This window comes from Pseudomonas sp. NFACC24-1 (assembly GCF_900115235.1).
Classification (GTDB): Bacteria; Pseudomonadota; Gammaproteobacteria; order Pseudomonadales; family Pseudomonadaceae; genus Aquipseudomonas; species Aquipseudomonas fluorescens_AA.
Genome location: NZ_FOVS01000026.1, coordinates 20,185 through 40,293 on the forward strand (window position 1 = coordinate 20,185; position 20,109 = coordinate 40,293).

Annotated in this window: 19 protein-coding genes; 13 read left to right on the forward strand and 6 right to left on the reverse strand. The window is 62.8% G+C overall.

The genetic code is table 11. The features are described 5' to 3' along the window. The first annotated feature begins 100 nt into the window (after nt 1-100). The 7 genes from mreC (at nt 101) to tldD (ending at nt 10,180) form a co-directional block, all read left to right on the forward strand. Nucleotides 101-1,234 (forward strand): rod shape-determining protein MreC, encoded by a 1,134-nt coding sequence (gene mreC, locus BM317_RS21810; RefSeq protein ID WP_092476177.1) that lies wholly within the window; start codon nt 101-103, stop codon nt 1,232-1,234. Continuing rightward, nucleotides 1,231-1,719 carry a rod shape-determining protein MreD gene (gene mreD / locus BM317_RS21815; RefSeq protein WP_003197820.1) on the forward strand — a complete coding sequence of 163 codons (489 nt, stop codon included), beginning with the start codon at nt 1,231-1,233 and terminating at the stop codon, nt 1,717-1,719. The genes mreC and mreD overlap by 4 nt, the downstream gene beginning before the upstream one ends. A 37-nt stretch (nt 1,720-1,756) precedes the next feature. Next, complete coding sequence (locus tag BM317_RS21820) at nt 1,757-2,353, forward strand: Maf family protein (RefSeq protein WP_092476180.1); 597 nt, start codon at nt 1,757-1,759, stop codon at nt 2,351-2,353. A gap of 56 nt (nt 2,354-2,409) precedes the next feature. Continuing rightward, the gene (gene rng, locus BM317_RS21825; RefSeq protein WP_053118461.1) at nt 2,410-3,867 is read left to right on the forward strand and encodes a ribonuclease G; all 1,458 of its coding nucleotides are present in this window, start codon (nt 2,410-2,412) and stop codon (nt 3,865-3,867) included. Between the two features lie 60 nt (nt 3,868-3,927). Next, entirely contained in the window at nt 3,928-7,731 is a 3,804-nt protein-coding gene (locus tag BM317_RS21830) for a YhdP family protein (RefSeq protein ID WP_092171529.1), read from the forward strand. 137 nt (nt 7,732-7,868) lie between these two features. After that, nucleotides 7,869-8,732: a carbon-nitrogen hydrolase family protein gene (locus tag BM317_RS21835; protein WP_092171532.1), complete on the forward strand. Its 864-nt coding sequence runs from the start codon at nt 7,869-7,871 to the stop codon at nt 8,730-8,732. A gap of 5 nt (nt 8,733-8,737) precedes the next feature. Then, nucleotides 8,738-10,180 carry a metalloprotease TldD gene (gene tldD / locus BM317_RS21840; RefSeq protein WP_003197828.1) on the forward strand — a complete coding sequence of 481 codons (1,443 nt, stop codon included), beginning with the start codon at nt 8,738-8,740 and terminating at the stop codon, nt 10,178-10,180. Nucleotides 10,181-10,336: 156 nt separating this feature from the next. On the opposite strand, the gene yjgA is transcribed toward tldD, so the two are convergent. Beyond that, complete coding sequence (gene yjgA, locus BM317_RS21845; RefSeq protein ID WP_072410857.1) at nt 10,337-10,861, reverse strand: ribosome biogenesis factor YjgA; 525 nt, start codon at nt 10,859-10,861, stop codon at nt 10,337-10,339. Between the two features lie 108 nt (nt 10,862-10,969). Between yjgA and pmbA the strand changes: the two genes are divergently transcribed. The 6 genes from pmbA to BM317_RS21875 all read left to right on the forward strand — a co-directional run bounded on the left by pmbA (nt 10,970) and on the right by BM317_RS21875 (nt 16,288). After that, nucleotides 10,970-12,316 (forward strand): metalloprotease PmbA, encoded by a 1,347-nt coding sequence (gene pmbA, locus BM317_RS21850; protein ID WP_060739165.1) that lies wholly within the window; start codon nt 10,970-10,972, stop codon nt 12,314-12,316. A 204-nt stretch (nt 12,317-12,520) separates the two neighbouring features. Beyond that, the gene (locus tag BM317_RS21855) at nt 12,521-12,916 is read left to right on the forward strand and encodes a hypothetical protein (RefSeq protein ID WP_053118468.1); all 396 of its coding nucleotides are present in this window, start codon (nt 12,521-12,523) and stop codon (nt 12,914-12,916) included. Continuing rightward, nucleotides 12,909-14,285 carry a class II fumarate hydratase gene (locus BM317_RS21860; RefSeq protein ID WP_092476183.1) on the forward strand — a complete coding sequence of 459 codons (1,377 nt, stop codon included), beginning with the start codon at nt 12,909-12,911 and terminating at the stop codon, nt 14,283-14,285. The genes BM317_RS21855 and BM317_RS21860 overlap by 8 nt, the downstream gene beginning before the upstream one ends. Nucleotides 14,286-14,311: 26 nt before the next feature. Beyond that, nucleotides 14,312-14,752, forward strand: coding sequence for a hypothetical protein (locus tag BM317_RS21865; protein ID WP_092171538.1), 441 nt, complete (start codon nt 14,312-14,314; stop codon nt 14,750-14,752). A gap of 2 nt (nt 14,753-14,754) precedes the next feature. Beyond that, a complete protein-coding gene (locus BM317_RS21870; RefSeq protein WP_060739162.1) occupies nt 14,755-15,378 on the forward strand; it encodes a superoxide dismutase in 624 nt (207 codons plus the stop codon). Nucleotides 15,379-15,397: 19 nt separating this feature from the next. After that, complete coding sequence (locus BM317_RS21875) at nt 15,398-16,288, forward strand: ZIP family metal transporter (RefSeq protein WP_092171540.1); 891 nt, start codon at nt 15,398-15,400, stop codon at nt 16,286-16,288. 186 nt (nt 16,289-16,474) lie between these two features. Here the strand turns inward: BM317_RS21875 and BM317_RS21880 are convergent, their stop codons facing one another. The 5 genes from BM317_RS21880 to BM317_RS21900 form a co-directional block, all read right to left on the reverse strand. Continuing rightward, nucleotides 16,475-16,750: an HPr family phosphocarrier protein gene (locus BM317_RS21880; protein WP_092333309.1), complete on the reverse strand. Its 276-nt coding sequence runs from the start codon at nt 16,748-16,750 to the stop codon at nt 16,475-16,477. A 15-nt stretch (nt 16,751-16,765) separates the two neighbouring features. Then, nucleotides 16,766-17,623 carry an RNase adapter RapZ gene (gene rapZ, locus BM317_RS21885; RefSeq protein WP_092171547.1) on the reverse strand — a complete coding sequence of 286 codons (858 nt, stop codon included), beginning with the start codon at nt 17,621-17,623 and terminating at the stop codon, nt 16,766-16,768. Between the two features lie 2 nt (nt 17,624-17,625). Then, entirely contained in the window at nt 17,626-18,090 is a 465-nt protein-coding gene (gene ptsN / locus BM317_RS21890) for a PTS IIA-like nitrogen regulatory protein PtsN (RefSeq protein WP_092476185.1), read from the reverse strand. Nucleotides 18,091-18,102: 12 nt separating this feature from the next. Continuing rightward, nucleotides 18,103-18,411 (reverse strand): ribosome hibernation-promoting factor, HPF/YfiA family, encoded by a 309-nt coding sequence (gene raiA, locus BM317_RS21895; protein WP_003178005.1) that lies wholly within the window; start codon nt 18,409-18,411, stop codon nt 18,103-18,105. A 76-nt stretch (nt 18,412-18,487) separates the two neighbouring features. After that, nucleotides 18,488-19,981 (reverse strand): RNA polymerase factor sigma-54, encoded by a 1,494-nt coding sequence (locus tag BM317_RS21900; RefSeq protein ID WP_072410874.1) that lies wholly within the window; start codon nt 19,979-19,981, stop codon nt 18,488-18,490. Between the last annotated feature and the right edge of the window lie 128 nt (nt 19,982-20,109).

The following is a 20,109-nucleotide window of genomic DNA, read 5'->3' on the forward strand; positions in this document are numbered from 1 at the left end:
TTTGCAGTGCTGCCCGTTGGCGTTTATCTTCTGTCATTCGTATCCAGGCCGGTTTGATGCCGTATGAATAAAGAAAACATTTGCCTGGGAGGAGCGGCCTATTAAACCGCTTTTCGCCAAAGGCCCCTCATTGGGTGTGCGCCTGCTGGTGCTGACCGTGCTATCGGTCGCGCTGATGGTGGTCGATGCCCGCTTCACGCTGCTCAAGCCTGTACGCAGCCAGATGTCGCTGGTGTTGATGGAATCCTATTGGATCACCGACCTGCCGCAGCGCTTGTGGCAAGGTGTCGCCAGCCAATTTGGCAGTCGGACCGAACTGGTCGCCGAAAACGAAAAACTCAAGACCGAAAACCTGCTGTTGCAGGGGCGCATGCAGAAGCTGGCGGCCCTCACCGAGCAGAACGTGCGACTGCGCGAGTTGCTCAACTCCTCCGCACTGGTCAACGAGAAGGTCGAAGTGGCCGAGTTGATCGGCATGGACCCCAACCCCTTCACCCATCGCATCCTGATCAACAAGGGCGAGCGCGACGGTGTGGTCCTCGGCCAACCGGTGCTCGATGCCCGGGGCCTGATGGGCCAGGTGGTGGAGTTGATGCCCTATACGTCTCGCGTGCTGTTGTTGACCGATACCACCCACAGCATTCCGGTGCAGGTCAACCGCAACGGCCTGCGGGCGATTGCCAGCGGCACCGGCAATCCGGAGCGCCTGGAACTGCGGCACGTGGCCGATACCGCCGATATCAAGGAAGGCGACCTGCTGGTCAGTTCCGGCCTCGGCCAGCGTTTCCCGGCTGGGTATCCGGTGGCGACGGTCAAGGAAGTCATCCATGACTCCGGCCAGCCGTTCGCCATTGTGCGCGCGGTGCCGACAGCGGCGCTGAATCGCAGCCGCTACCTGCTGCTGGTCTTCAGCGACAACCGCACGCCCGAAGAGCGCGCCAACGACGCTGCAGTGGCCCAGGAAGCCCAGGACCGGCAGGGCGGCGAGTCGGCCGCTACGGCTGCGCCGGCGCCAGTCCCTGCCATCGTGCCAAAACCACCCGTGCCTGCACCGGCTCCGGCGGCTCCGGCAGCAACGCCGGCGGCCGCACCGGCCGCGCCTGCTGCGAAACCGACCCGGTCGGCCACCCACGCGCCCGCCGCGCAGCCTGCTCAGCCAGCCCGGCCCGCGGCCAAACCGCCAGCCTCCACGCCGGCCACCGCGCCAGCCATCAGGGGAGCACGAGAAGAATGAGCAGTACCCAATCCGGTAACGGCTGGATGGTCTGGTTGACCTTCGCCATCGGCCTGTTGCTCAGCGTTTCACCGCTGCCCCAGTTCATGGAAATCCTGCGCCCCCTGTGGCTGGCCCTGTTGCTGGCCTTCTGGGCGCTGGCCTTGCCCCACAAGGTCGGCATGGTTACCGCCTGGTGCCTGGGCCTGGCCGAGGACGTGCTTTACGGCACGTTGCTGGGGCAGAACGCGTTGATCCTGACGCTGATCACCTTCCTGGTGCTGTCGCTGCAACAACGCCTGCGGATGTTCCCCATGTGGCAGCAGTGCCTGGTGATCCTGGTGATCTTCGGCCTGGCGCAACTGGTGCAGCTGTGGCTCAGCGCGCTGACCGGCAATCGCCAGCCAACCCTGGCGCTGGTCTTGCCAGCCCTGGTCAGTGCCTTGCTCTGGCCATGGGTCAGCTTCGGTTTGCGTGGCCTGCGCCTGCGTTTCAAAATCAACTGATTCGGTCAGGCATTGGCCTTGATAGGGAGATGTCTTGATGAAACCGCTTTACCTCGCCTCAGGCTCGCCGCGTCGGCGTGAGCTGCTCACGCAGATCGGCGTGCCCTTTACCGCCATTGGCGCGGACATCGATGAAACACCCCAGGATCACGAAACCCCCTCGGCCTATGTCGAGCGCCTGGCGCGCGGCAAGGCCGAGGCTGGACGACGAGCCCTGGACGCCGGTGTGGAGGGCTGCGTGCTCGGTGCGGACACCGCCGTGGTGTTGGAGGGGCGGATTCTCGGCAAGCCAGTGAACCAGGCCGACGCCTTGTCCATGCTGCTGAGCCTGTCCGGTCGCGACCATGAAGTGCTGACCGCCATTGCCGTGCTGGACGGCTCGCGCTGCGAGTCACAGGTGGTGCGCAGTCGGGTGCGTTTTCGTCCCATCACCGAACAGGAAGCGCTGGCCTATTGGGCCAGCGGCGAACCCCGGGACAAGGCCGGCAGCTATGGTATCCAAGGGCTGGGCGCGGTGTTCGTCGCCGGGCTCGAAGGCAGCTATTCAGCCGTGGTCGGCCTGCCCCTGTGCGAAACCGCAGAACTGCTGGGCCATTTCGGCATACCCTGTTGGCAAACCTTGAGCGCGCGCTGAGCGCCGTCTGACTTGATGCGGCCATTATCGTGAACATGCCTGAACGAGACCCTGCCATGAGTGAAGAGATCCTGATCAACATCACGCCGATGGAATCGCGCGTGGCGGTGGTTGAAAACGGTGTGCTGCAAGAGGTCCACGTCGAGCGCACGCAAAAGCGTGGCATCGTTGGCAATATCTACAAGGGCAAGGTGGTGCGAGTGCTACCGGGCATGCAGGCGGCCTTCGTCGACATCGGCCTGGACCGCGCGGCGTTCATCCATGCGTCGGAAATTTCCATGCGCGAAGGGCCGGCCGTGGAGAGCATCAGCGCGCTGGTGCATGAAGGCCAGAGCCTGGTGGTGCAGGTCACCAAGGACCCCATCGGCTCCAAGGGCGCGCGCCTGACTACGCAGTTGTCGATTCCGTCGCGCTATCTGGTGTACATGCCGCGTACCGCCCATGTCGGTATTTCCCTGAAAATCGAAGACGAAGCCGAGCGCGAGCGCCTCAAGCAGGTGGTCAGCGATTGTGTGGAAAAAGAAGGTATCAAAGAAACTGGCGGGTTCATCCTGCGCACCGCCGCCGAAGGGGCCGGAGCCGATGAGATCCTCATGGACATCCGCTACCTGCGAAGGCTCTGGGACCAGATCGCCGCGCAGATCAAGACCATCGCCACCCCCAGCGTGATCTACGAAGACCTGGGCCTGGCGTTGCGCACGCTACGGGACCTGGTCAGCCCCAAGATCGAGAAAATCCGCATCGACTCCCGGGAAACCTTCCAGAAAACCACGCAGTTCGTCGCCGAACTGATGCCGGAAATCGCCGATCGCCTGGAACATTACCCTGGCGAGCGGCCGATTTTCGACCTGTACGGGGTCGAGGACGAAATCCAGAAAGCCCTGGAGCGCAAGGTGCCGCTCAAGTCCGGCGGTTACCTGGTGGTCGATCCGGCCGAAGCCATGAGCACCATCGACGTCAACACCGGGGCGTTCGTCGGCCATCGCAACCTGGAAGAAACCATCTTCAAGACCAACCTGGAAGCCGCCACGGCGATTGCCCGCCAGCTGCGCCTGCGCAACCTGGGCGGGATCATCATCATCGACTTCATCGACATGGAAGATGAAGAGCACCAGCGCCAGGTGCTGCGGACCCTGGAAAAACAACTCGAACGCGATCACGCCAAGACCAACATCATCGGGATCACCGAACTGGGCCTGGTGCAAATGACCCGCAAGCGCACCCGCGAAAGCCTCGAGCAGGTGCTGTGCGAGCCGTGCAGCAGTTGCCAGGGGCGCGGCAAGCTCAAGACCCCGGAAACCGTGTGTTACGAAATCTTCCGGGAAATCCTCCGGGAGGCGCGCGCCTACCAGGCGACCGGCTATAGAGTGTTGGCCAACCAGAAAGTGGTGGATCGCCTGCTCGACGAGGAGTCAGGCAATGTCGCGGAGTTGGAAGCGTTTATCGGACGCACCATTCGTTTCCAGGTCGAAACCATGTATTCCCAGGAACAATACGACGTGGTGTTGCTCTGAAGAGCTTGGGAAGCGGCGGGCCCGCGGATTTGATTGTCTTTGCCAGGGGAGCCCACTGACATGGAGCGTCTGACACGCATGATTGCGACGCTGACCCGTTGGGGGCTGGGGCTTTGCGCCCTGTTGCTGGTGTTGCTGGCGTTGTACGTCAGCCTCGGTCGCGAGCTGGTCCCGCTGGTGGCCGAATACCGCGCCGAGGTCGAGACCCGCGCGGGTGCCGCCTTGGGCATGCCTGTGCACATCGGCAGCCTGGACGGCAGTTGGGACGCTTTGGCACCGATCCTGGCGGCGCGCGACGTGGTGGTCGGCGAGGGCCCCAATGCCTTGCACCTGGACCAGGTGCGGGCCGTGCCTGACCTGTGGGGCAGCCTGCTGGCGCGTCAGGTGCGCATCGCCCACCTGGAAGTCAGTGGCCTGAAGATCAGCCTCAAGGAAGGCGCCGACGGCAAGTGGGCTTTGGAAGGCCTGCCGGTGAAGGACGAGCAGCCCCTCGATCCGCAGCAACTGCTCGAACGCATGCAAGTGGTCGCCAAGCTCTCGGTGCTCGATAGCCAGGTGACCTTGCAACCCGTCGAGCAACCGCCGTTGACCTTGACCTACGTCGGCTTGAGCCTGCGCACCGGCGCCACCCGCCAGCGCCTGGATGCACGCCTGACCCTGCCTGACGGGCAGCCGGTGGCGATCAACCTGCGCACCCGCCTGCGCGCCAGCGACTGGAAGAACGGCCAGGCCGATGCCTATTTGAGCCTGCCGCAAAGCGACTGGTCCAAATGGCTGCCGAAACGCCTGACCCAACAATGGAATTTCTCCCGGATCCAGGCCGGCGGTGAGTTCTGGCTCAGTTGGGGCGAGGGCACGGTGCAAAGCGCAGCCATGCGCCTGAACGCGCCGCAGCTCCAGGGCGCCTACGGCGAACGCAAGCCGGTACAGATCCACAACCTGGCCCTCAACGCTTATTTCCAGCGCGGTAGCCAAGGGTTCACCGCGACCTTCGATTCCCTGGCGATGAACCTGGGCGAGACCCGCTGGGAATCGCACCTGCAACTGCAACAAACCGCCGCCACCGAGCAGGCCGAGGAGCGTTGGCACCTGCAGGCCGACCGCCTCGACCTGACCCCGCTCACGCCTTTGCTCAATGCCCTGGCACCGTTGCCCGACGGCCTGGCCACGACGATTGATCGGCTCAAGGTGACCGGTGGCCTGCGCAACGTGCTGCTGGACTACCGGCCGCAGAACACCGGTGACCAGAAAGTCAGCTTCGCCACCAACCTGGACACTGTCGGCTTTGATGCCTATCGCGGGGCTCCGGCGGCGCGCAACGTCTCCGGCAGCCTGAGCGGCGACCTGGGCGGCGGCGAACTGCGCATGGACAGCAAGGACTTTTCCCTGCACCTGGACCCGATCTTCGCCAAGCCCTGGCAGTACTTGCAGGCCAATGCCCGGCTGACCTGGAAGCTCGACAAGCAAAGCTTCACCCTGATCGCGCCGTATCTGAAGGTGCTGGGCGAGGAGGGTCGGATCGCCGGCGACTTCCTGATTCGCCTGCATTTGGACCACAGCCAGGAGGACTACATGGACCTGCGGGTCGGCCTGGTGGACGGTGACGGGCGTTACACTGCCAAGTACCTGCCGGCGGTCCTCAGTCCGGCGCTGGATGAGTGGTTGCGCACGGCCATCGTCAAGGGCGCGGTGGACCAAGGCTTTTTCCAGTATCAAGGCTCGCTCAATCACGGTGCCGGGGACGCGGCGCGCAGCATCAGCCTGTTTTTCAAGGTGCATGACGCCGAACTGGCGTTCCAGCCGGGCTGGCCTTCGGTCAGCAAGGTCAGCGGCGATGTCTTCGTCGAAGACAGCGGCGTGCGCATCTATGCCAGCCAGGGGCAGTTGCTCGATACCCAGGTCAAGGATGTTTCGGTGAACATTCCCCATGTACCGACCGGCCAGAGCTCTCATCTGCTGCTGGACGGCGGGTTCGCCGGTGGGTTGGGCGACGGTTTGAAAATCCTCCAGAGCGCACCGATCGGGACCGCCGAGACGTTCGCCGGCTGGGAAGGCGAGGGCGACCTGAAAGGCAGCGTGAAGCTGGATATACCGCTGGTCAAAGGCGAGCAACCGAAGATCCTGGTGGACTTCGCCACCGACCAGGCTCGTCTCAAACTCAGCGAGCCGGCGCTGGAGCTGACCCAGCTCAAGGGCGATTTCCGCTTCGACAGCAACAAGGGGTTGAGCGGCAAGGGCATCAGCGCCCGGGCATTCGACCGGCCCGTGACCGCGCAGATTTTCGCCGAGGGCCGTGCCGGTGCGCTCAATACGCGGGTCGCCGCGTCCGGGCAGGTGGAGATCAACAAGCTCACCAGTTGGCTGAACGTCACCCAACCGTTGCCGGTATCGGGTGTCGTGCCCTACCAGTTGCAAGTGATCCTCGACGGCGCCGACAGCCAGTTGTCGGTCAGTTCCAGCCTCAAGGGCGTGGCCGTCGACCTGCCGGCCCCCTTCGGCATGGCCGCCGATGTCGGGCGCGACACGGTGTTTCGCATGACCCTGCAGGGGCCGGAACGGCGTTATTGGGTCGATTATGGTGACCTGGCCAGCTTCACTTACGCCGCACCCAGCGGGAAAGTCGCCGACGGCCGCGGCGAGTTGCTGCTGGGGGCCGGCGATGCGGTGCTGCCTGGGGCCAAGGGGCTGCGACTGCGTGGCACATTGTCGGAACTGGACGTAAGTCCCTGGCAGGACCTGGTGAACAAGTACGCCGGCCAGGATCCGGGCGGCAGTGCCAAGCAATTGCTCAGCAGCGTCGATCTGACCGTCGGCAAACTCACGGCCATGGGCACCACCCTGGACCAGGCGTCTGTGCAACTGGATCGCAAGCCGAACGCCTGGGCCTTGCGGCTCGATAGCCAGCAGGCCAAAGGCAATGTCAGCCTGCCGGACGCCAAGGCCGCGCCGATTGGCATCAAGCTTGACTACGTTCGCCTGCCGGCCACAGACCCGACGGTCCAGGCCGATGAGAACGCCCCGGACCCGTTGGCGTCGGTCGATCCCGGCAAGATCCCGGCGATGGATATCGCCATCGACCAATTGTTCCAAGGCCCCGATCTCATCGGCGCGTGGTCGTTGCAAGTGCGACCGACCGCCAAGGGCATCGCGCTGAACAACCTGGACATGGGCCTCAAGGGCATGGTGTTGAACGGCAGCGGCGGCTGGGAAGGTACGCCTGGCGCCACCAGCAGTTGGTACAAGGGACGGATCGGCGGCAAGAACCTGGCCGATGTGCTCAAGGGCTGGGGGTTCGCACCGAGCGTGACCAGCCAGGCATTCCGCCTGGATGTCGATGGCCGCTGGCCCGGTTCGCCGGCGTGGGTCGCCACCAAGCGCTTCTCCGGCAGCCTCGACGCGTCGTTGACCAAGGGCCAGTTCGTCGAAGTCGAAGGCAGCGCCCAGGCGTTGCGGGTATTTGGTTTGCTGAACTTCAACTCCATCGGCCGACGCCTGCGCCTGGACTTCTCCGACCTGTTCGGCAAGGGCTTGAGCTACGACCGGGTCAAGGGGCTGCTGGTGGCGAGCGACGGGGTGTACGTGACCCGCGAACCCATTACCCTGACCGGACCGTCGAGCAACCTGGAACTCAACGGCACCCTGGACATGGTGGCCGACCGCGTCGACGCCAAGCTGCTGGTGACGTTGCCGGTGACCAACAACCTGCCGATCGCCGCGCTGATCGTCGGTGCACCGGCGGTGGGTGGGGCACTGTTTCTGATCGACAAACTGATCGGCGACCGCGTGGCGCGTTTTGCCAGCGTAAGATACGACGTCAAGGGGCCGTGGAAAGAGCCGAAGATCACTTTCGACAAGCCGTTCTGATAGACGATGGGATAACCCCTGTGGGAGCGAGCTTGCTCGCGATAGCGGTGTATCAGTCACATTTCCTTTGCTGATCCTGCGCTATCGCGAGCAAGCTCGCTCCCACAGGGGATGATGCAAAAAATGAGGGAAACACCATGCCAGTCGCCGTGATTCAAATGGTCAGCCAAAGCGACGTGCTCGCCAACCTGGCCCGTGCCCGGGTGCTGCTGGAGCAGGCTGCCGCCGGCGGCGCGAGGCTGGCGGTGCTGCCGGAGAATTTCGCGGCGATGGGGCGACGGGACATCGCCGATATCGGCCGTGCCGAAGCCTTTGGTCAGGGACCGATCCTGCCGTGGTTGAAACAGGTCGCCCGTGACCTCAAGTTATGGATTGTGGCCGGTACGCTGCCGTTACCGCCGGTGGACCAGCCCGAGGCCAGGTCCCATGCCTGTTCGTTGCTGGTCGACGATCAGGGCCAGATCGTGGCGCGCTACGACAAGCTGCACCTGTTCGATGTGGATGTGGCGGACAATCGCGCGCGCTATCGCGAGTCGGATGACTATGCTTATGGTGCCAACGTGGTGGTTGCCGATACCCCCGTCGGCCGGGTGGGCCTGACGGTGTGTTATGACTTGCGGTTCCCGGAGCTCTACAGCGAGTTGCGGGCGGCCGGGGCCGAGCTGATCACGGCACCGTCGGCGTTTACCGCGGTGACCGGTGCTGCCCATTGGGACGTGCTTATCCGCGCCCGGGCCATCGAGACCCAGTGCTACGTGCTGGCGGCCGCCCAGGGTGGCGTGCATCCGGGGCCTCGGGAAACTTTTGGCCATGCCGCGATTGTCGACCCGTGGGGCCGCGTGCTGGCACAACAGGATCAAGGCGAGGCCGTGCTGGTGGCCGAGCGCGACAGCAGCGAACAAGCGTCCATCCGGGCGCGCATGCCGGTGGCCAGCCATCGGCGCTTTTTCTCGCAGGGCGCTCGACAGCGGCCTGTCCAAGACGACGAATTCAAGGCGTAAAACATATGAGCGGGTTGTTATCCTCAGTCAGTGAACACCTTTTAGCCCCTGGCGGCGTGACGCTTGAAAGCCTGCAAGGCGTGCTGGGCGACCTGGCCGGCCCGGGCATCGATGCCGCCGACCTGTATTTCCAAGGGCAGATTTCCGAGTCCTGGTCGCTGGAAGACGGCATCGTCAAGGAAGGCAGTTTCAACCTCGACCAGGGTGTGGGCGTGCGTGCCCAGTCCGGGGAAAAGACCGGTTTTGCCTACAGCAACGCCATCACCCTCGAAGCCCTCGGCGCTGCGGCCCGTGCGGCCCGCTCGATCTCCCGCGCCGGGCAGAATGGCACGGTACAGGCGTTCAGCAGCCAGGACGTGGCGCAACTCTATGCCCCGGACAACCCGCTGGAAGTCATGAGCCGCGCCGAGAAAGTCGAATTGCTCAAGCGCATTGACGTCGCCACCCGCGCCCTTGACCCGCGCATTCAGCAGGTGTCGGTCAGCATGGCCGGGGTCTGGGAGCGGATCCTGGTGGCTTCCACCGATGGCGGCCTGGCGGCGGACGTACGGCCGCTGGTGCGCTTCAACGTCAGCGTGATCGTCGAACAGAACGGTCGCCGTGAGCGCGGCGGCCATGGCGGTGGCGGGCGCACCGATTACCGTTATTTCCTCAGTGAAGACCGCGCCATGGGCTACGCCCGCGAAGCGTTGCGCCAGGCCCTGGTCAATCTGGAAGCCATCCCGGCCCCGGCCGGCACGTTGCCGGTGGTGCTCGGCTCCGGCTGGTCCGGTGTGCTGCTGCACGAAGCGGTGGGCCATGGCCTGGAAGGCGACTTCAACCGCAAGGGCAGTTCGGCCTACAGCGGGCGCATGGGGGAAATGGTCGCTTCGAAACTCTGCACCATTGTCGATGACGGCACCCTGGCCGGGCGTCGTGGCTCCCTGAGCGTCGACGATGAAGGCACGCCAACCGAATGCACCACGCTGATCGAGAACGGGGTGCTCAAGGGTTACATGCAGGACAAGCTCAACGCCCGGCTGATGGGCGTGGCTCGCACCGGCAACGGTCGTCGTGAGTCCTATGCGCATCTGCCGATGCCGCGCATGACCAACACTTACATGCTGGGCGGTCAAAGCGACCCGGCGGAAATCATCGCCTCGGTGAAAAAAGGCATCTATTGCGCCAACCTCGGCGGCGGTCAGGTGGACATCACCAGCGGCAAGTTCGTGTTCTCCACCAGCGAGGCCTACCTGATCGAAGACGGCAAGATCACCGCACCGGTCAAGGGTGCGACCCTGATCGGCAACGGGCCGGAGGCGATGAGCAAGGTGTCGATGGTCGGTAACGACCTGGCGCTGGACAGCGGGGTGGGCACATGCGGCAAGGACGGACAATCGGTGCCGGTTGGCGTCGGTCAGCCGACCCTGAAGATCGATGCGATTACCGTGGGTGGCACGGGCGCGTAAGGATGATACGGTCCCCTATGAGCTGCGTAGGAGCTGGTGTATGAGCGTAGGAGCTGTCGAGTGCAACGAGGCTGCGATCTTTCCAAAAACCCTTGAATCCCAAGCGAAGGATCAAAAGATCGCAGGCTTCGCCAGCTCCTACGGACCAGGTGAAACTCAGCGCAAGCCGCGTTGAGTTTCGTCCAGCTCACGGATGTACTTGAAGATTTTACGGCTCGAAGCTGGTGGCTTGTTCTGCGCCAGTTCGTGCTGGGCCTGACGGATCAGGGAGCGCAATTGCTGGCGATCGGCCTCCGGGTAGTCGATGACGAATTTTTCCAGCACGCCGTCGTCGCCTGCGATCAAGCGATCGCGCCAGCGCTCCAGGTTATGGAAGCGTTCGTTGTACTGCCGGGTGGAAGCATCGAGTTGATCGAGCAGCACCAGGATGGCGTCAGTGTCTTGATCGCGCATCAGTTTGCCGATGAACTGCAGGTGCCGTTTACGCGCGATATGCGCGGTGTGCTTGGGCGCATCGGCCAGGGCCCGACGCAAGGCGTCGGTCAAAGGCAATTTGGCCAGCAAGTCAGGCTTGAGTGTTGTCAGGCGCTCGCCGAGGTCAACCAGAGCATGCAGCTCGCGTTTGACCTGGGATTTGCTTTTTTCACCCTCGTAGAGGGAGTCGTCGTAAGAATCAACCATGGTGGCAGTCCGCAAAGAAACGCCGCCATGATAACCAGTCGGGGGCCGCTTGTCCGGCCCGGTCGCTCGATGGCCATCACCGAAAACAGAATTTGAGTGGAGAACACCATGAGTGCAGTTCAAAGCGTCGGCCCGCAAGCATTGCCGGCACTGCAGGAACAAGTCGAGCAGATCCTCGCCGAGGCCAAGCGACAAGGCGCCAGTGCGTGCGAGGTGGCGGTGTCCCTGGAGCAAGGCCTGTCGACGTCGGTACGCCAGCGCGAGGTGGAAACCGTCGAATTCAACCGCGACCAGGGCTTTGGCATCACCTTGTACGTGGGCCAGCGCAAAGGCTCGGCCAGCACGTCGGCCAGCGGCCCGGACGCTATTCGCGAAACCGTCGCCGCGGCACTGGCGATTGCCCAGCACACCTCCGAAGACGAAGCCTCGGGCCTGGCCGATGCCGCACTGATGTGCAAGGAACTGCGCGACTTCGACCTGTTTCACGCCTGGGACATCACCCCTGAACAGGCCATCGAACAGGCGCTGCGTTGCGAAGCGGCGGCGTTCGATGCCGACTCGCGGATCAAGAATGCCGACGGTACGACGCTCAACACCCACCAAGGCTGCCGCGTCTACGGCAACAGCCACGGTTTCATCGGCGGTTATGCATCGACCCGCCACAGCCTCAGTTGCGTCATGATCGCCGAAGCCAACGGCCAGATGCAGCGTGATTACTGGTATGACGTCAACCGCCAGGGCACCTTGCTGGCGGACCCGGTGAGCATCGGCCAGAAAGCCGCGCAACGGGCGGCCAGTCGCCTGGGTGCACGGCCGGTGCCGACCTGCGAAGTGCCGGTGCTGTTTTCTGCCGAGCTGGCCGGTGGTCTGTTCGGCAGCTTCCTGTCGGCGGTGTCTGGCGGCAACCTGTACCGCAAGTCGTCGTTCCTCGAGGGCGCGCTGGGCCAGAAACTGTTCCCGGAATGGATGACCATCGACGAGCGTCCGCACCTGATGCAGGCCATGGGCAGCTCGGCGTTCGATGGCGATGGCCTGGCCACCTATGCCAAGCCGTTCGTGGAAAAGGGCGAGCTGGTGTCCTACATTCTCGGCACCTATTCGGGACGCAAACTCGGCATGCCGAGCACCGCCAATGCCGGTGGCGTGCATAACCTGTTCGTGACCCATGGCGAAGAAGACCAGGCCGCCTTGCTGCGGCGCATGGGCCGGGGCCTGCTGGTGACGGAACTGATGGGCCATGGCCTGAACATGGTCACCGGCGACTATTCCCGTGGCGCGGCGGGTTTCTGGGTCGAGAACGGCGAGATCCAGTTCCCGGTCCAGGAAGTCACCATCGCCGGGAACATGCGCGACATGTTCAAGCAGATCGTGGCCGTGGGCAATGACCTGGAACTGCGCAGCAACATCCGCACCGGCTCGGTACTGATCGAGCGGATGACGGTGGCGGGTAGCTGACCCTCAAGCGCAGAAAAAAGGCGCGTCATTCAAGCGGATGACGCGCCTTTTTTATGTTCGCAGATCCCTGTTTGGACCGGGGGACACGGTGGACACCCTGTGGTGAGGGGATAAATCCCCTCGCCACAATGATGCGCTCCCAGGCTTGTGTTGCTTCTTATTATCATCTAATAATGAATCTCATTCGCCGAGTGAGCCCCGGTCATGAGTTCTGCCCTGCACGAACAACCCTACCTTGAAAGCTGGCGCTGGATGAGCCGCCAGATCCGATGCGCGATGAATCCGGACGAGCCGCGGTTGATCGAGCATTATCTGGCCGAGGGTCGCTACCTGGCCTGTTGCACCGCCACCTCGCCGTGGATGATCTCCGAAACCGCCTTCCGCCTGCTGCTCGACACCGCCTCGGATGTCGCGCTGCCCTGGCATTGGCGCAGCCTCTGCCTCGACCAGGCCTGGCGCCCCCTGCGTGATCTCGAACGCCAATCACTGTGCCGCTGCCGCCTCAAGCGCTGGCAGAGCCATGCCTGGGCGCTGGCGACCTGCGCCCTGGCGCCATCGATTCCCCTTATTGAACTGGTGCAAGGATCTCCCGATGAGTAATACCCGTATCGAACGCGACAGCATGGGCGAGCTGCACGTCCCGGTGGACGCCCTCTATGGCGCCCAGACCCAGCGTGCCGTGGATAACTTCCCGGTCAGCGGCCAGCGCATGCCGGCGCCATTCATCCGCGCCCTGATCCTGGCCAAGGCTGCGGCCGCCCGGGCCAACGTAGAGCTGGAACAGATCAGCGCGGCCCAGGGCAAGGCGATCGTCGATGCCGCCCTGGGGTTGCTCGAAGGTCGTTTCATGGATCATTTTCCGGTGGACATCTTCCAGACCGGCTCGGGCACCAGCTCCAACATGAACGCCAACGAAGTGATCGCCACCCTCGCCAGCGGCCTGCTGGGAGAGGCGATCAACCCGAACGACCATGTCAACTGCGGCCAGAGCAGCAACGACATCATCCCCACCAGTATTCATGTCAGTGCCGCGCTGGCCCTGCATGAGCAACTGCTGCCGGCGTTGTTGCACCTGGTGCAGGTGATCGAGCGCAAGGCCGAAGAAGTCCACCCGTTCATCAAGACGGGTCGCACCCACCTGATGGACGCCATGCCAGTGCGCCTGAGCCAGGTGCTCGACGGTTGGGCGCAACAACTCAAGGCTAACATCGGCCACTTGCAGGACTTGTTGCCGAGCCTGCAATCCCTGGCCCAGGGCGGTACGGCGGTCGGCACTGGGGTCAATGCCCATCCACGCTTCGCCGAGTTGTTCAGCCAACAACTGACGCAATTGACCCAGGTGCAATTCACCCCGGGCAAGAACCTGTTCGCGCTGATCGGCTCCCAGGACACCGCCGTGGCGGTTTCCGGGCAGCTCAAGACCACGGCCGTGTCGCTGATGAAAATCGCCAACGACCTACGCTGGATGAACTCCGGGCCGCTGGCGGGCCTGGGTGAAATCGAGCTCGAAGGCTTGCAGCCGGGCTCCTCGATCATGCCCGGCAAGGTCAACCCGGTCATTCCTGAAGCCACTGCGATGGTCGCGGCCCAGGTGATCGGTAACGACACGGCGATCACCATTGCCGGTCAATCGGGCAACTTCGAATTGAACGTGATGTTGCCGATCATCGCCCAGAACCTGCTGAGCAGCATCGGCCTGATGTCCACCGCCAGCCGCTTGCTCGCGGACAAGGCCATCGCCACGTTCAAGGTCAACGAAGCCAGGCTCAAGGAAGCATTGTCGCGCAACCCGATCCTGGTGACCGCGCTGAATCCGATCATCGGTTACCAGAAGGCCGCTGAAATCGCCAAGAAGGCTTATCAGCAAGGCCGACCGGTCATCGATGTCGCCCTGGAACACACCGACCTGTCTCGCAGCGAACTCGAAGTCCTGCTGGACCCGGAGAAGCTCACCGCTGGCGGCGTGTAACCCGACACCTGTGTGGAGGACTCACCATGGAACACTGGAAACGTACGATCGAACGGGCCAATCGCTGTTTCATGCTGGGCGAGCTGGTGGATGCCCGCGAAGCCTACCTGCAAGCCCTGGCGCTGGCCCAAGTGTTGTTCGAGCGCTGGGCCGATGCCGACGAAGCGGTCGCTGCTTGCGTCGTCTCCCATCACAACCTGGCGGACCTGCACTTGCGCCTGAACCAACCGGAGGAGAGCGCCGAATATTTGTGTGCGATCCACCAACGGTTGTTGCAGACGATGCAGGACGAACGCCTGGCACCGGCCCTGCGCGCCGCCGCGCAACGCCAGAGCCACAAGACCTACGTCGAACTGCTGAATTTCATCAGCGAGCACGGTGAGTACCCACGCACCCAGCGCCTGCTGCATTGCAATGCCGCTACGTCCCGGCAGCGCAATGCTCCTCTTCATCATGGAGTTCATTGAACATGGCTTTTACCTTGCCTGCATTGCCCTACGCCTACGACGCCCTGGAACCGCACATCGATGCGCAAACCATGGAGATCCATTACACCAAGCACCACCAGACCTACATCAATAACCTCAACGCGGCGGTGGACGGCACCGAATACGCCGGATGGCCCGTCGAAAAACTGGTGTCCAGCGTGGAGCAGTTGCCGCCCAGCCTGAAGGCGGCGGTCATCAACCAGGGCGGTGGCCATGCCAATCATTCTTTGTTCTGGGAGGTGATGACGCCCCAGGGCGGCGGCCTGCCCGAGGGCGCCCTGGCGGCGGCGATCGATGCGCAACTGGGTGGTATCGAGCGTTTCAAGGAAGCGTTCACCAAAGCGGCACTGACCCGTTTCGGCAGCGGCTGGGCGTGGTTGAGCGTGACCCCGCAAAAGACCCTGGTGGTGGAAAGCAGCGGCAACCAGGACAGTCCGCTGATGAATGGCAACACGCCGATTCTTGGCCTGGACGTCTGGGAGCATGCCTACTACCTGCGCTATCAGAACCGTCGTCCGGAATACATCAGCGCCTTCTACAACGTGATCAATTGGCCTGAAGTCGCCCGGCGCTATCAGGCGGCGCTGGCGTCGAGTCCTTCATGAACACCCTCCAAGGCTGACTATGGATACTCAAACACTGGCGATTGGAAGCGGGCGGATGTTCCGCTATGCCTTGGGGTCATTGCTGCTGTTGGCCGGGATGACGTTGTTGGCGGCCCAGGGCCTGGCGTGGCTGGACCTGGAGCCCAGGCTGTTGCGAGCCCTGCAAGGCGGCGGACTTTGTGCCTTGGGCACCGCGCTGGGGGCTGTGCCGGTGCTGGTCATCCGGCGCATGCCCCAGACCGTGAGCGATTCGCTGCTGGGCTTCGGTGCCGGAGTGATGCTCGCGGCCACGGCGTTTTCGCTGATCGTGCCGGGCATTGCCGCGGCCGAGCAGTTGGGATTCACGCCTTGGGCAGCCAGCGGCCTTATCTGCTTTGGCATTCTGTCGGGGGCGTTCGGGCTGTACCTGGTGGACCGCAAGGTCTCGGCCAGCCCGGAAAGGGTGGTGGCGGCGCCAGGCCGTCCGATCATAGCGCCGCGGATCTGGTTGTTCGTGTTCGCCATCATCGCCCACAACATTCCAGAAGGCATGGCGGTGGGTGTGTCGGCGGGCGGCGGCATGCCGGATGCCGACAGCCTGGCGATGGGCATCGCCTTGCAGGATGTCCCCGAAGGGCTGGTGATCGCGTTGGTGCTGGCCACGGCGGGCATGTCGCGGGTCAGGGCTTTCCTGATTGGCGCGGCGTCAGGGTTGGTCGAGCCCGTGTTCGCGCTGCTGTGCGCCTGGTTGGTGAGTCTGGCCGAGCTGCTCTTGCCCCTGGGCCTGGCGTTGGCGGCTGGGGCGATGCTGCTGGTGGTGACCCACGAAGTCATTCCCGAATCCCGCCGCAATGGTCACGAGAAGCTGGCGAGCCTGGGGTTGTTGGTGGGGTTTTGCCTGATGATGGTGCTGGATACGGCGTTGGCGTGACAGGGGGAATCTGTGTGACAGGGACCATCCGTAGGAAGGGACCATTTGTGGCGAGGGGATTTATCCCCGCTGGGCTGCGAAGCAGCCCAAAAACCTACTCTCGCGGTATCTCTGGTCGATTGTATGGGCCCTTTTTTGGGGGGCTGCTTCGCACCCCAGCGGGGATAAATCCCCTCGCCACAGGGGTTATTCGCCTTCGTCGAAGTATCGGTTGATCAGGTCCACCAGGGCATCCATCGCTTCCTTCGCCTGATCCCCTTCGGTGCTCAGGTAGATCTTGGTGCCCTTGCCGGCGGCGAGCATCATCATCGCCATGATGCTTTTGCCGTCGACCGTGGACTCCGGCGTGCGGCCGACCCTGATGGTGGTGTCCTTGAACTGTCCCGCGACTCCGACAAACTTGGCCGACGCTCGGGCATGCAAGCCCAGCTTGTTGATGATTTCAATTTCCTGAGCAGGCATCGCGGTGTGAATCCTTTAGCTGAGGTCGCGGTGGCGAACCTGGACATTCTTCAGGGATTTTTGCAGGAGCTGGCCGAGGCGTTCGGTCAGGTAGACGGAGCGGTGGTGACCGCCGGTACAGCCGATGGCGATCGTGACATAGGCGCGATTGCTCGCGGCAAAGCGGGGTAGCCATTTAAGCAGGTAGCTGGAGATGTCCTGGTACATTTCCTCGACGTCCGGCTGTGCGGCCAGGTAGTCGATCACCGGCTGATCGAGCCCGGACTGCTCGCGCAGTTCCGGTTTCCAATAAGGGTTGGGCAGGCAACGCACATCGAACACCAGGTCGGCGTCTACCGGCATGCCACGCTTGAAGCCGAACGACTCCACCAGGAACGCCGTGCCCGGCTCCGGTTGGTTCAGCAGGCGCAGCTTGATGGTGTCGCGCAACTGATACAGGTTCAGGTGCGTGGTGTTGACCTTCAGGTCCGCCAGGTCGGCGATCGGCCCCAACAGCTGGCTTTCATCCTCAATGGCTTCGGCCAGGGAGCGGTTGGCGTTGCTCAGCGGGTGACGCCGGCGGGTTTCGGAAAAACGCTTGAGTAGCGTCTCTTCATCGGCATCCAGGTACAACACATCGCATTGAATATGCCGGCTGCGCACTTCCTCGAGCAGTTCGGGAAAACGCGACAGGTGGCTCGGCAAGTTGCGCGCATCGATGGACACCGCCACCAGCGGCTGTGCCAGCTCGGTGTGGATCAGGGCGCGCTCGGCCAGTTCTGGCAGCAGGCCGGCGGGCAGGTTGTCGATGCAATAGTAGCCGCTGTCCTCAAGCACGTTGAGGGCCGTGCTTTTACCGGAGCCGGAGCGGCCACTGACGATGATCATGCGCATGTTTAATGACCGTTCTGCTCGTCCAGGACCACCTGGTACAGAGCTTCGTTACTCGGCGCGCTGCGCAGTTTTTCGCGCACTTCCTTGCGGTCCAGCATGCTGGCTATCTGGCGCAGCAGCTCGAGGTGCGCATCGGTCGCCGCTTCCGGAACCAGCAATACGAACAGCAGGTCGACCGGGGCGCCGTCGATGGCGTCGAAATCTATGGGGGCTTCAAGGTGCAACAGTGCGCTGATGGGTGCGGCGCAACCCTTGAGGCGGCAGTGGGGAATGGCGATGCCGTTGCCAAAACCGGTGGAACCGAGTTTTTCACGGGCAACCAGCGCCTCGAAGACATCCTGCATTCCCAGATCCGGCACTTCGCGGTGGATCAGGTTGGCAGTTTGTTCGAGGGCTTTCTTTTTACTGCCGCCCGGCGCGTTCACTAGGGAACGGCCGGGGGTCAGGATGGTTTCTAGTCGGATCATGGATTGGGGGGGTTAACGACCGGTCGCGCCCTGGAGGAGGCTCTGGGTCTTTTCCTTATGCTTTTTGAGTTGGCGATCCAGCTTGTCGGTCAGCAGGTCAATCGCGGCATACATGTCTGTGTGCTCTGCGTTGGCAACCACTTCTCCGCCGGGGATATGCAGCGTGGCTTCGATTTTCTGCAGCAGCTTCTCGACGTTCATCGTGACTTGCACGTTGGTGATCTTGTCGAAATGCCTCTCCAACCGGTCGAGTTTTTCGCCGATGTAGGTGCGCAGGGGTTCGGTCACTTCCAGTTGGTGTCCACTGATGTTGACTTGCATACAGCTTCTCCTTCGTTGCCAGTGCATAAAGCGGCAGGCAGAAATGCCTGCCACTGGAACGCTGTGGCGTGGCCTGTTACATCAACCGCTTGCGTTCGCTCGAAGGCGCGATCCCGAGGGATTCGCGGTATTTGGCGACGGTACGGCGGGCCACCTGAATGCCTTGTGCCTCCAGTAAACCAGCGATCTTGCTGTCACTCAACGGCTTTTTCTGATTTTCCGCGGCCACCAGTTTTTTGATGATCGCGCGGATGGCCGTGGACGAGCATTCGCCGCCTTCGGAGGTGCTGACATGGCTGGAGAAAAAGTATTTCAATTCATAGATGCCCCGGGGGGTATGCATGAATTTCTGGGTGGTCACCCGGGAAATCGTCGACTCGTGCATACCCACTGCCTCGGCAATGTCATGCAGGACCAACGGTTTCATCGCCTCATCGCCGTACTCCAGGAAGCCGCGCTGATGCTCGACGATCTGGGTGGCCACTTTCATCAGGGTTTCGTTGCGGCTCTGCAGGCTCTTGATGAACCAGCGGGCTTCCTGCAACTGGTTGCGCATGAAGGTGTTGTCGGCGCTGGTGTCGGCGCGCTTGACGAAGCCGGCGTACTGGGCGTTGACCCGCAGCTTGGGCACCGACTCCTGGTTGAGCTCCACCAGCCAGCGATCGTTGTGCTTGCGCACGATCACATCGGGGACAACGTACTCAGGCTCCGTGGATTCGATCTGCGAGCCGGGACGCGGGTTGAGGCTCTGTACCAGCTCGATGACCTGGCGCAGCTCATCTTCCTTGAGCTTCATGCGCCGCATCAATTGGCTGTAGTCGCGACCGCCCAGCAGGTCGATGTAATCGGTGACCAATCGCTTGGCTTCGGCCAGCCATGGTGTCTTGGCAGGCAACTGGCGCAGTTGCAGCAGCAGGCACTCGCCCAGGTTGCGGGCGCCGATGCCGGCCGGTTCGAATTGCTGGATGCGATGGAGGACGGCTTCGATCTCGTCCAGCTCGATGTCGAGCTCGGGGTCGAAGGCTTCGAGGATTTCTTCGAGGGTCTCGTCCAGGTAGCCCTGGTTGTTGATGCAATCGATCAGGGTCACGGCGATCAGGCGATCGGTGTCGGACATCGGCGCCAGGTTCAGTTGCCACAGCAGGTGGCTTTGCAGGCTTTCGCCGGCCGAGGTGCGGGTGGTGAAGTCCCACTCGTCATCATCGCTGCTGGGCAGGTTGCTGGCGCTGGTCTGGTAGACATCTTCCCAGGCCGTGTCCACGGGCAATTCGTTGGGGATGCGCTCGTTCCATTCGCCATCCTCGAGGTTATCCACCGTCGGGGCGGCTTCCTGGTAGGACGGTTCCGGGATCTCGGTGTTGGTCTTCTGCTCGACGTTGTCGGCCAGCGGATCGGTGTTATCGAAGTCGTCGCCTTCTTCCTGGCGTTCGAGCATCGGATTGGACTCCAGGGCCTCCTGGATTTCCTGCTGCAGGTCCAGGGTCGACAATTGGAGCAGGCGGATGGCCTGTTGCAGCTGCGGTGTCATCGTCAGCTGCTGGCCCATTCTCAAGACTAGCGATGGTTTCATGGCAGGGGCTTAACACCTTATTCGCCGGCGCACATGCGCCATCCACTACAGGGCGCCGGAGCGCCAAACTTAAGCAAATTATATGCCTGAAACCGAAGTGTTTGCCTAGAGCGTCGCCATAATAAAGT

Coding starts and splice junctions, on each gene's coding strand:
- BM317_RS21835 (WP_092171532.1), top strand. CDS start 7,869: ATGCCAGTCGCCGTGATTCAAATGGTCAGCCAAAGCGACGTGCTCGCC.
- BM317_RS21875 (WP_092171540.1), top strand. CDS start 15,398: ATGGATACTCAAACACTGGCGATTGGAAGCGGGCGGATGTTCCGCTAT.
- pmbA (WP_060739165.1), top strand. CDS start 10,970: ATGAGTGCAGTTCAAAGCGTCGGCCCGCAAGCATTGCCGGCACTGCAG.
- yjgA (WP_072410857.1), bottom strand. CDS start 10,861: ATGGTTGATTCTTACGACGACTCCCTCTACGAGGGTGAAAAAAGCAAA.
- rng (WP_053118461.1), top strand. CDS start 2,410: ATGAGTGAAGAGATCCTGATCAACATCACGCCGATGGAATCGCGCGTG.
- BM317_RS21855 (WP_053118468.1), top strand. CDS start 12,521: ATGAGTTCTGCCCTGCACGAACAACCCTACCTTGAAAGCTGGCGCTGG.
- BM317_RS21900 (WP_072410874.1), bottom strand. CDS start 19,981: ATGAAACCATCGCTAGTCTTGAGAATGGGCCAGCAGCTGACGATGACA.
- BM317_RS21870 (WP_060739162.1), top strand. CDS start 14,755: ATGGCTTTTACCTTGCCTGCATTGCCCTACGCCTACGACGCCCTGGAA.
- rapZ (WP_092171547.1), bottom strand. CDS start 17,623: ATGCGCATGATCATCGTCAGTGGCCGCTCCGGCTCCGGTAAAAGCACG.
- BM317_RS21865 (WP_092171538.1), top strand. CDS start 14,312: ATGGAACACTGGAAACGTACGATCGAACGGGCCAATCGCTGTTTCATG.
- raiA (WP_003178005.1), bottom strand. CDS start 18,411: ATGCAAGTCAACATCAGTGGACACCAACTGGAAGTGACCGAACCCCTG.
- BM317_RS21860 (WP_092476183.1), top strand. CDS start 12,909: ATGAGTAATACCCGTATCGAACGCGACAGCATGGGCGAGCTGCACGTC.
- BM317_RS21830 (WP_092171529.1), top strand. CDS start 3,928: ATGGAGCGTCTGACACGCATGATTGCGACGCTGACCCGTTGGGGGCTG.
- tldD (WP_003197828.1), top strand. CDS start 8,738: ATGAGCGGGTTGTTATCCTCAGTCAGTGAACACCTTTTAGCCCCTGGC.
- ptsN (WP_092476185.1), bottom strand. CDS start 18,090: ATGATCCGACTAGAAACCATCCTGACCCCCGGCCGTTCCCTAGTGAAC.
- BM317_RS21880 (WP_092333309.1), bottom strand. CDS start 16,750: ATGCCTGCTCAGGAAATTGAAATCATCAACAAGCTGGGCTTGCATGCC.
- mreD (WP_003197820.1), top strand. CDS start 1,231: ATGAGCAGTACCCAATCCGGTAACGGCTGGATGGTCTGGTTGACCTTC.
- BM317_RS21820 (WP_092476180.1), top strand. CDS start 1,757: ATGAAACCGCTTTACCTCGCCTCAGGCTCGCCGCGTCGGCGTGAGCTG.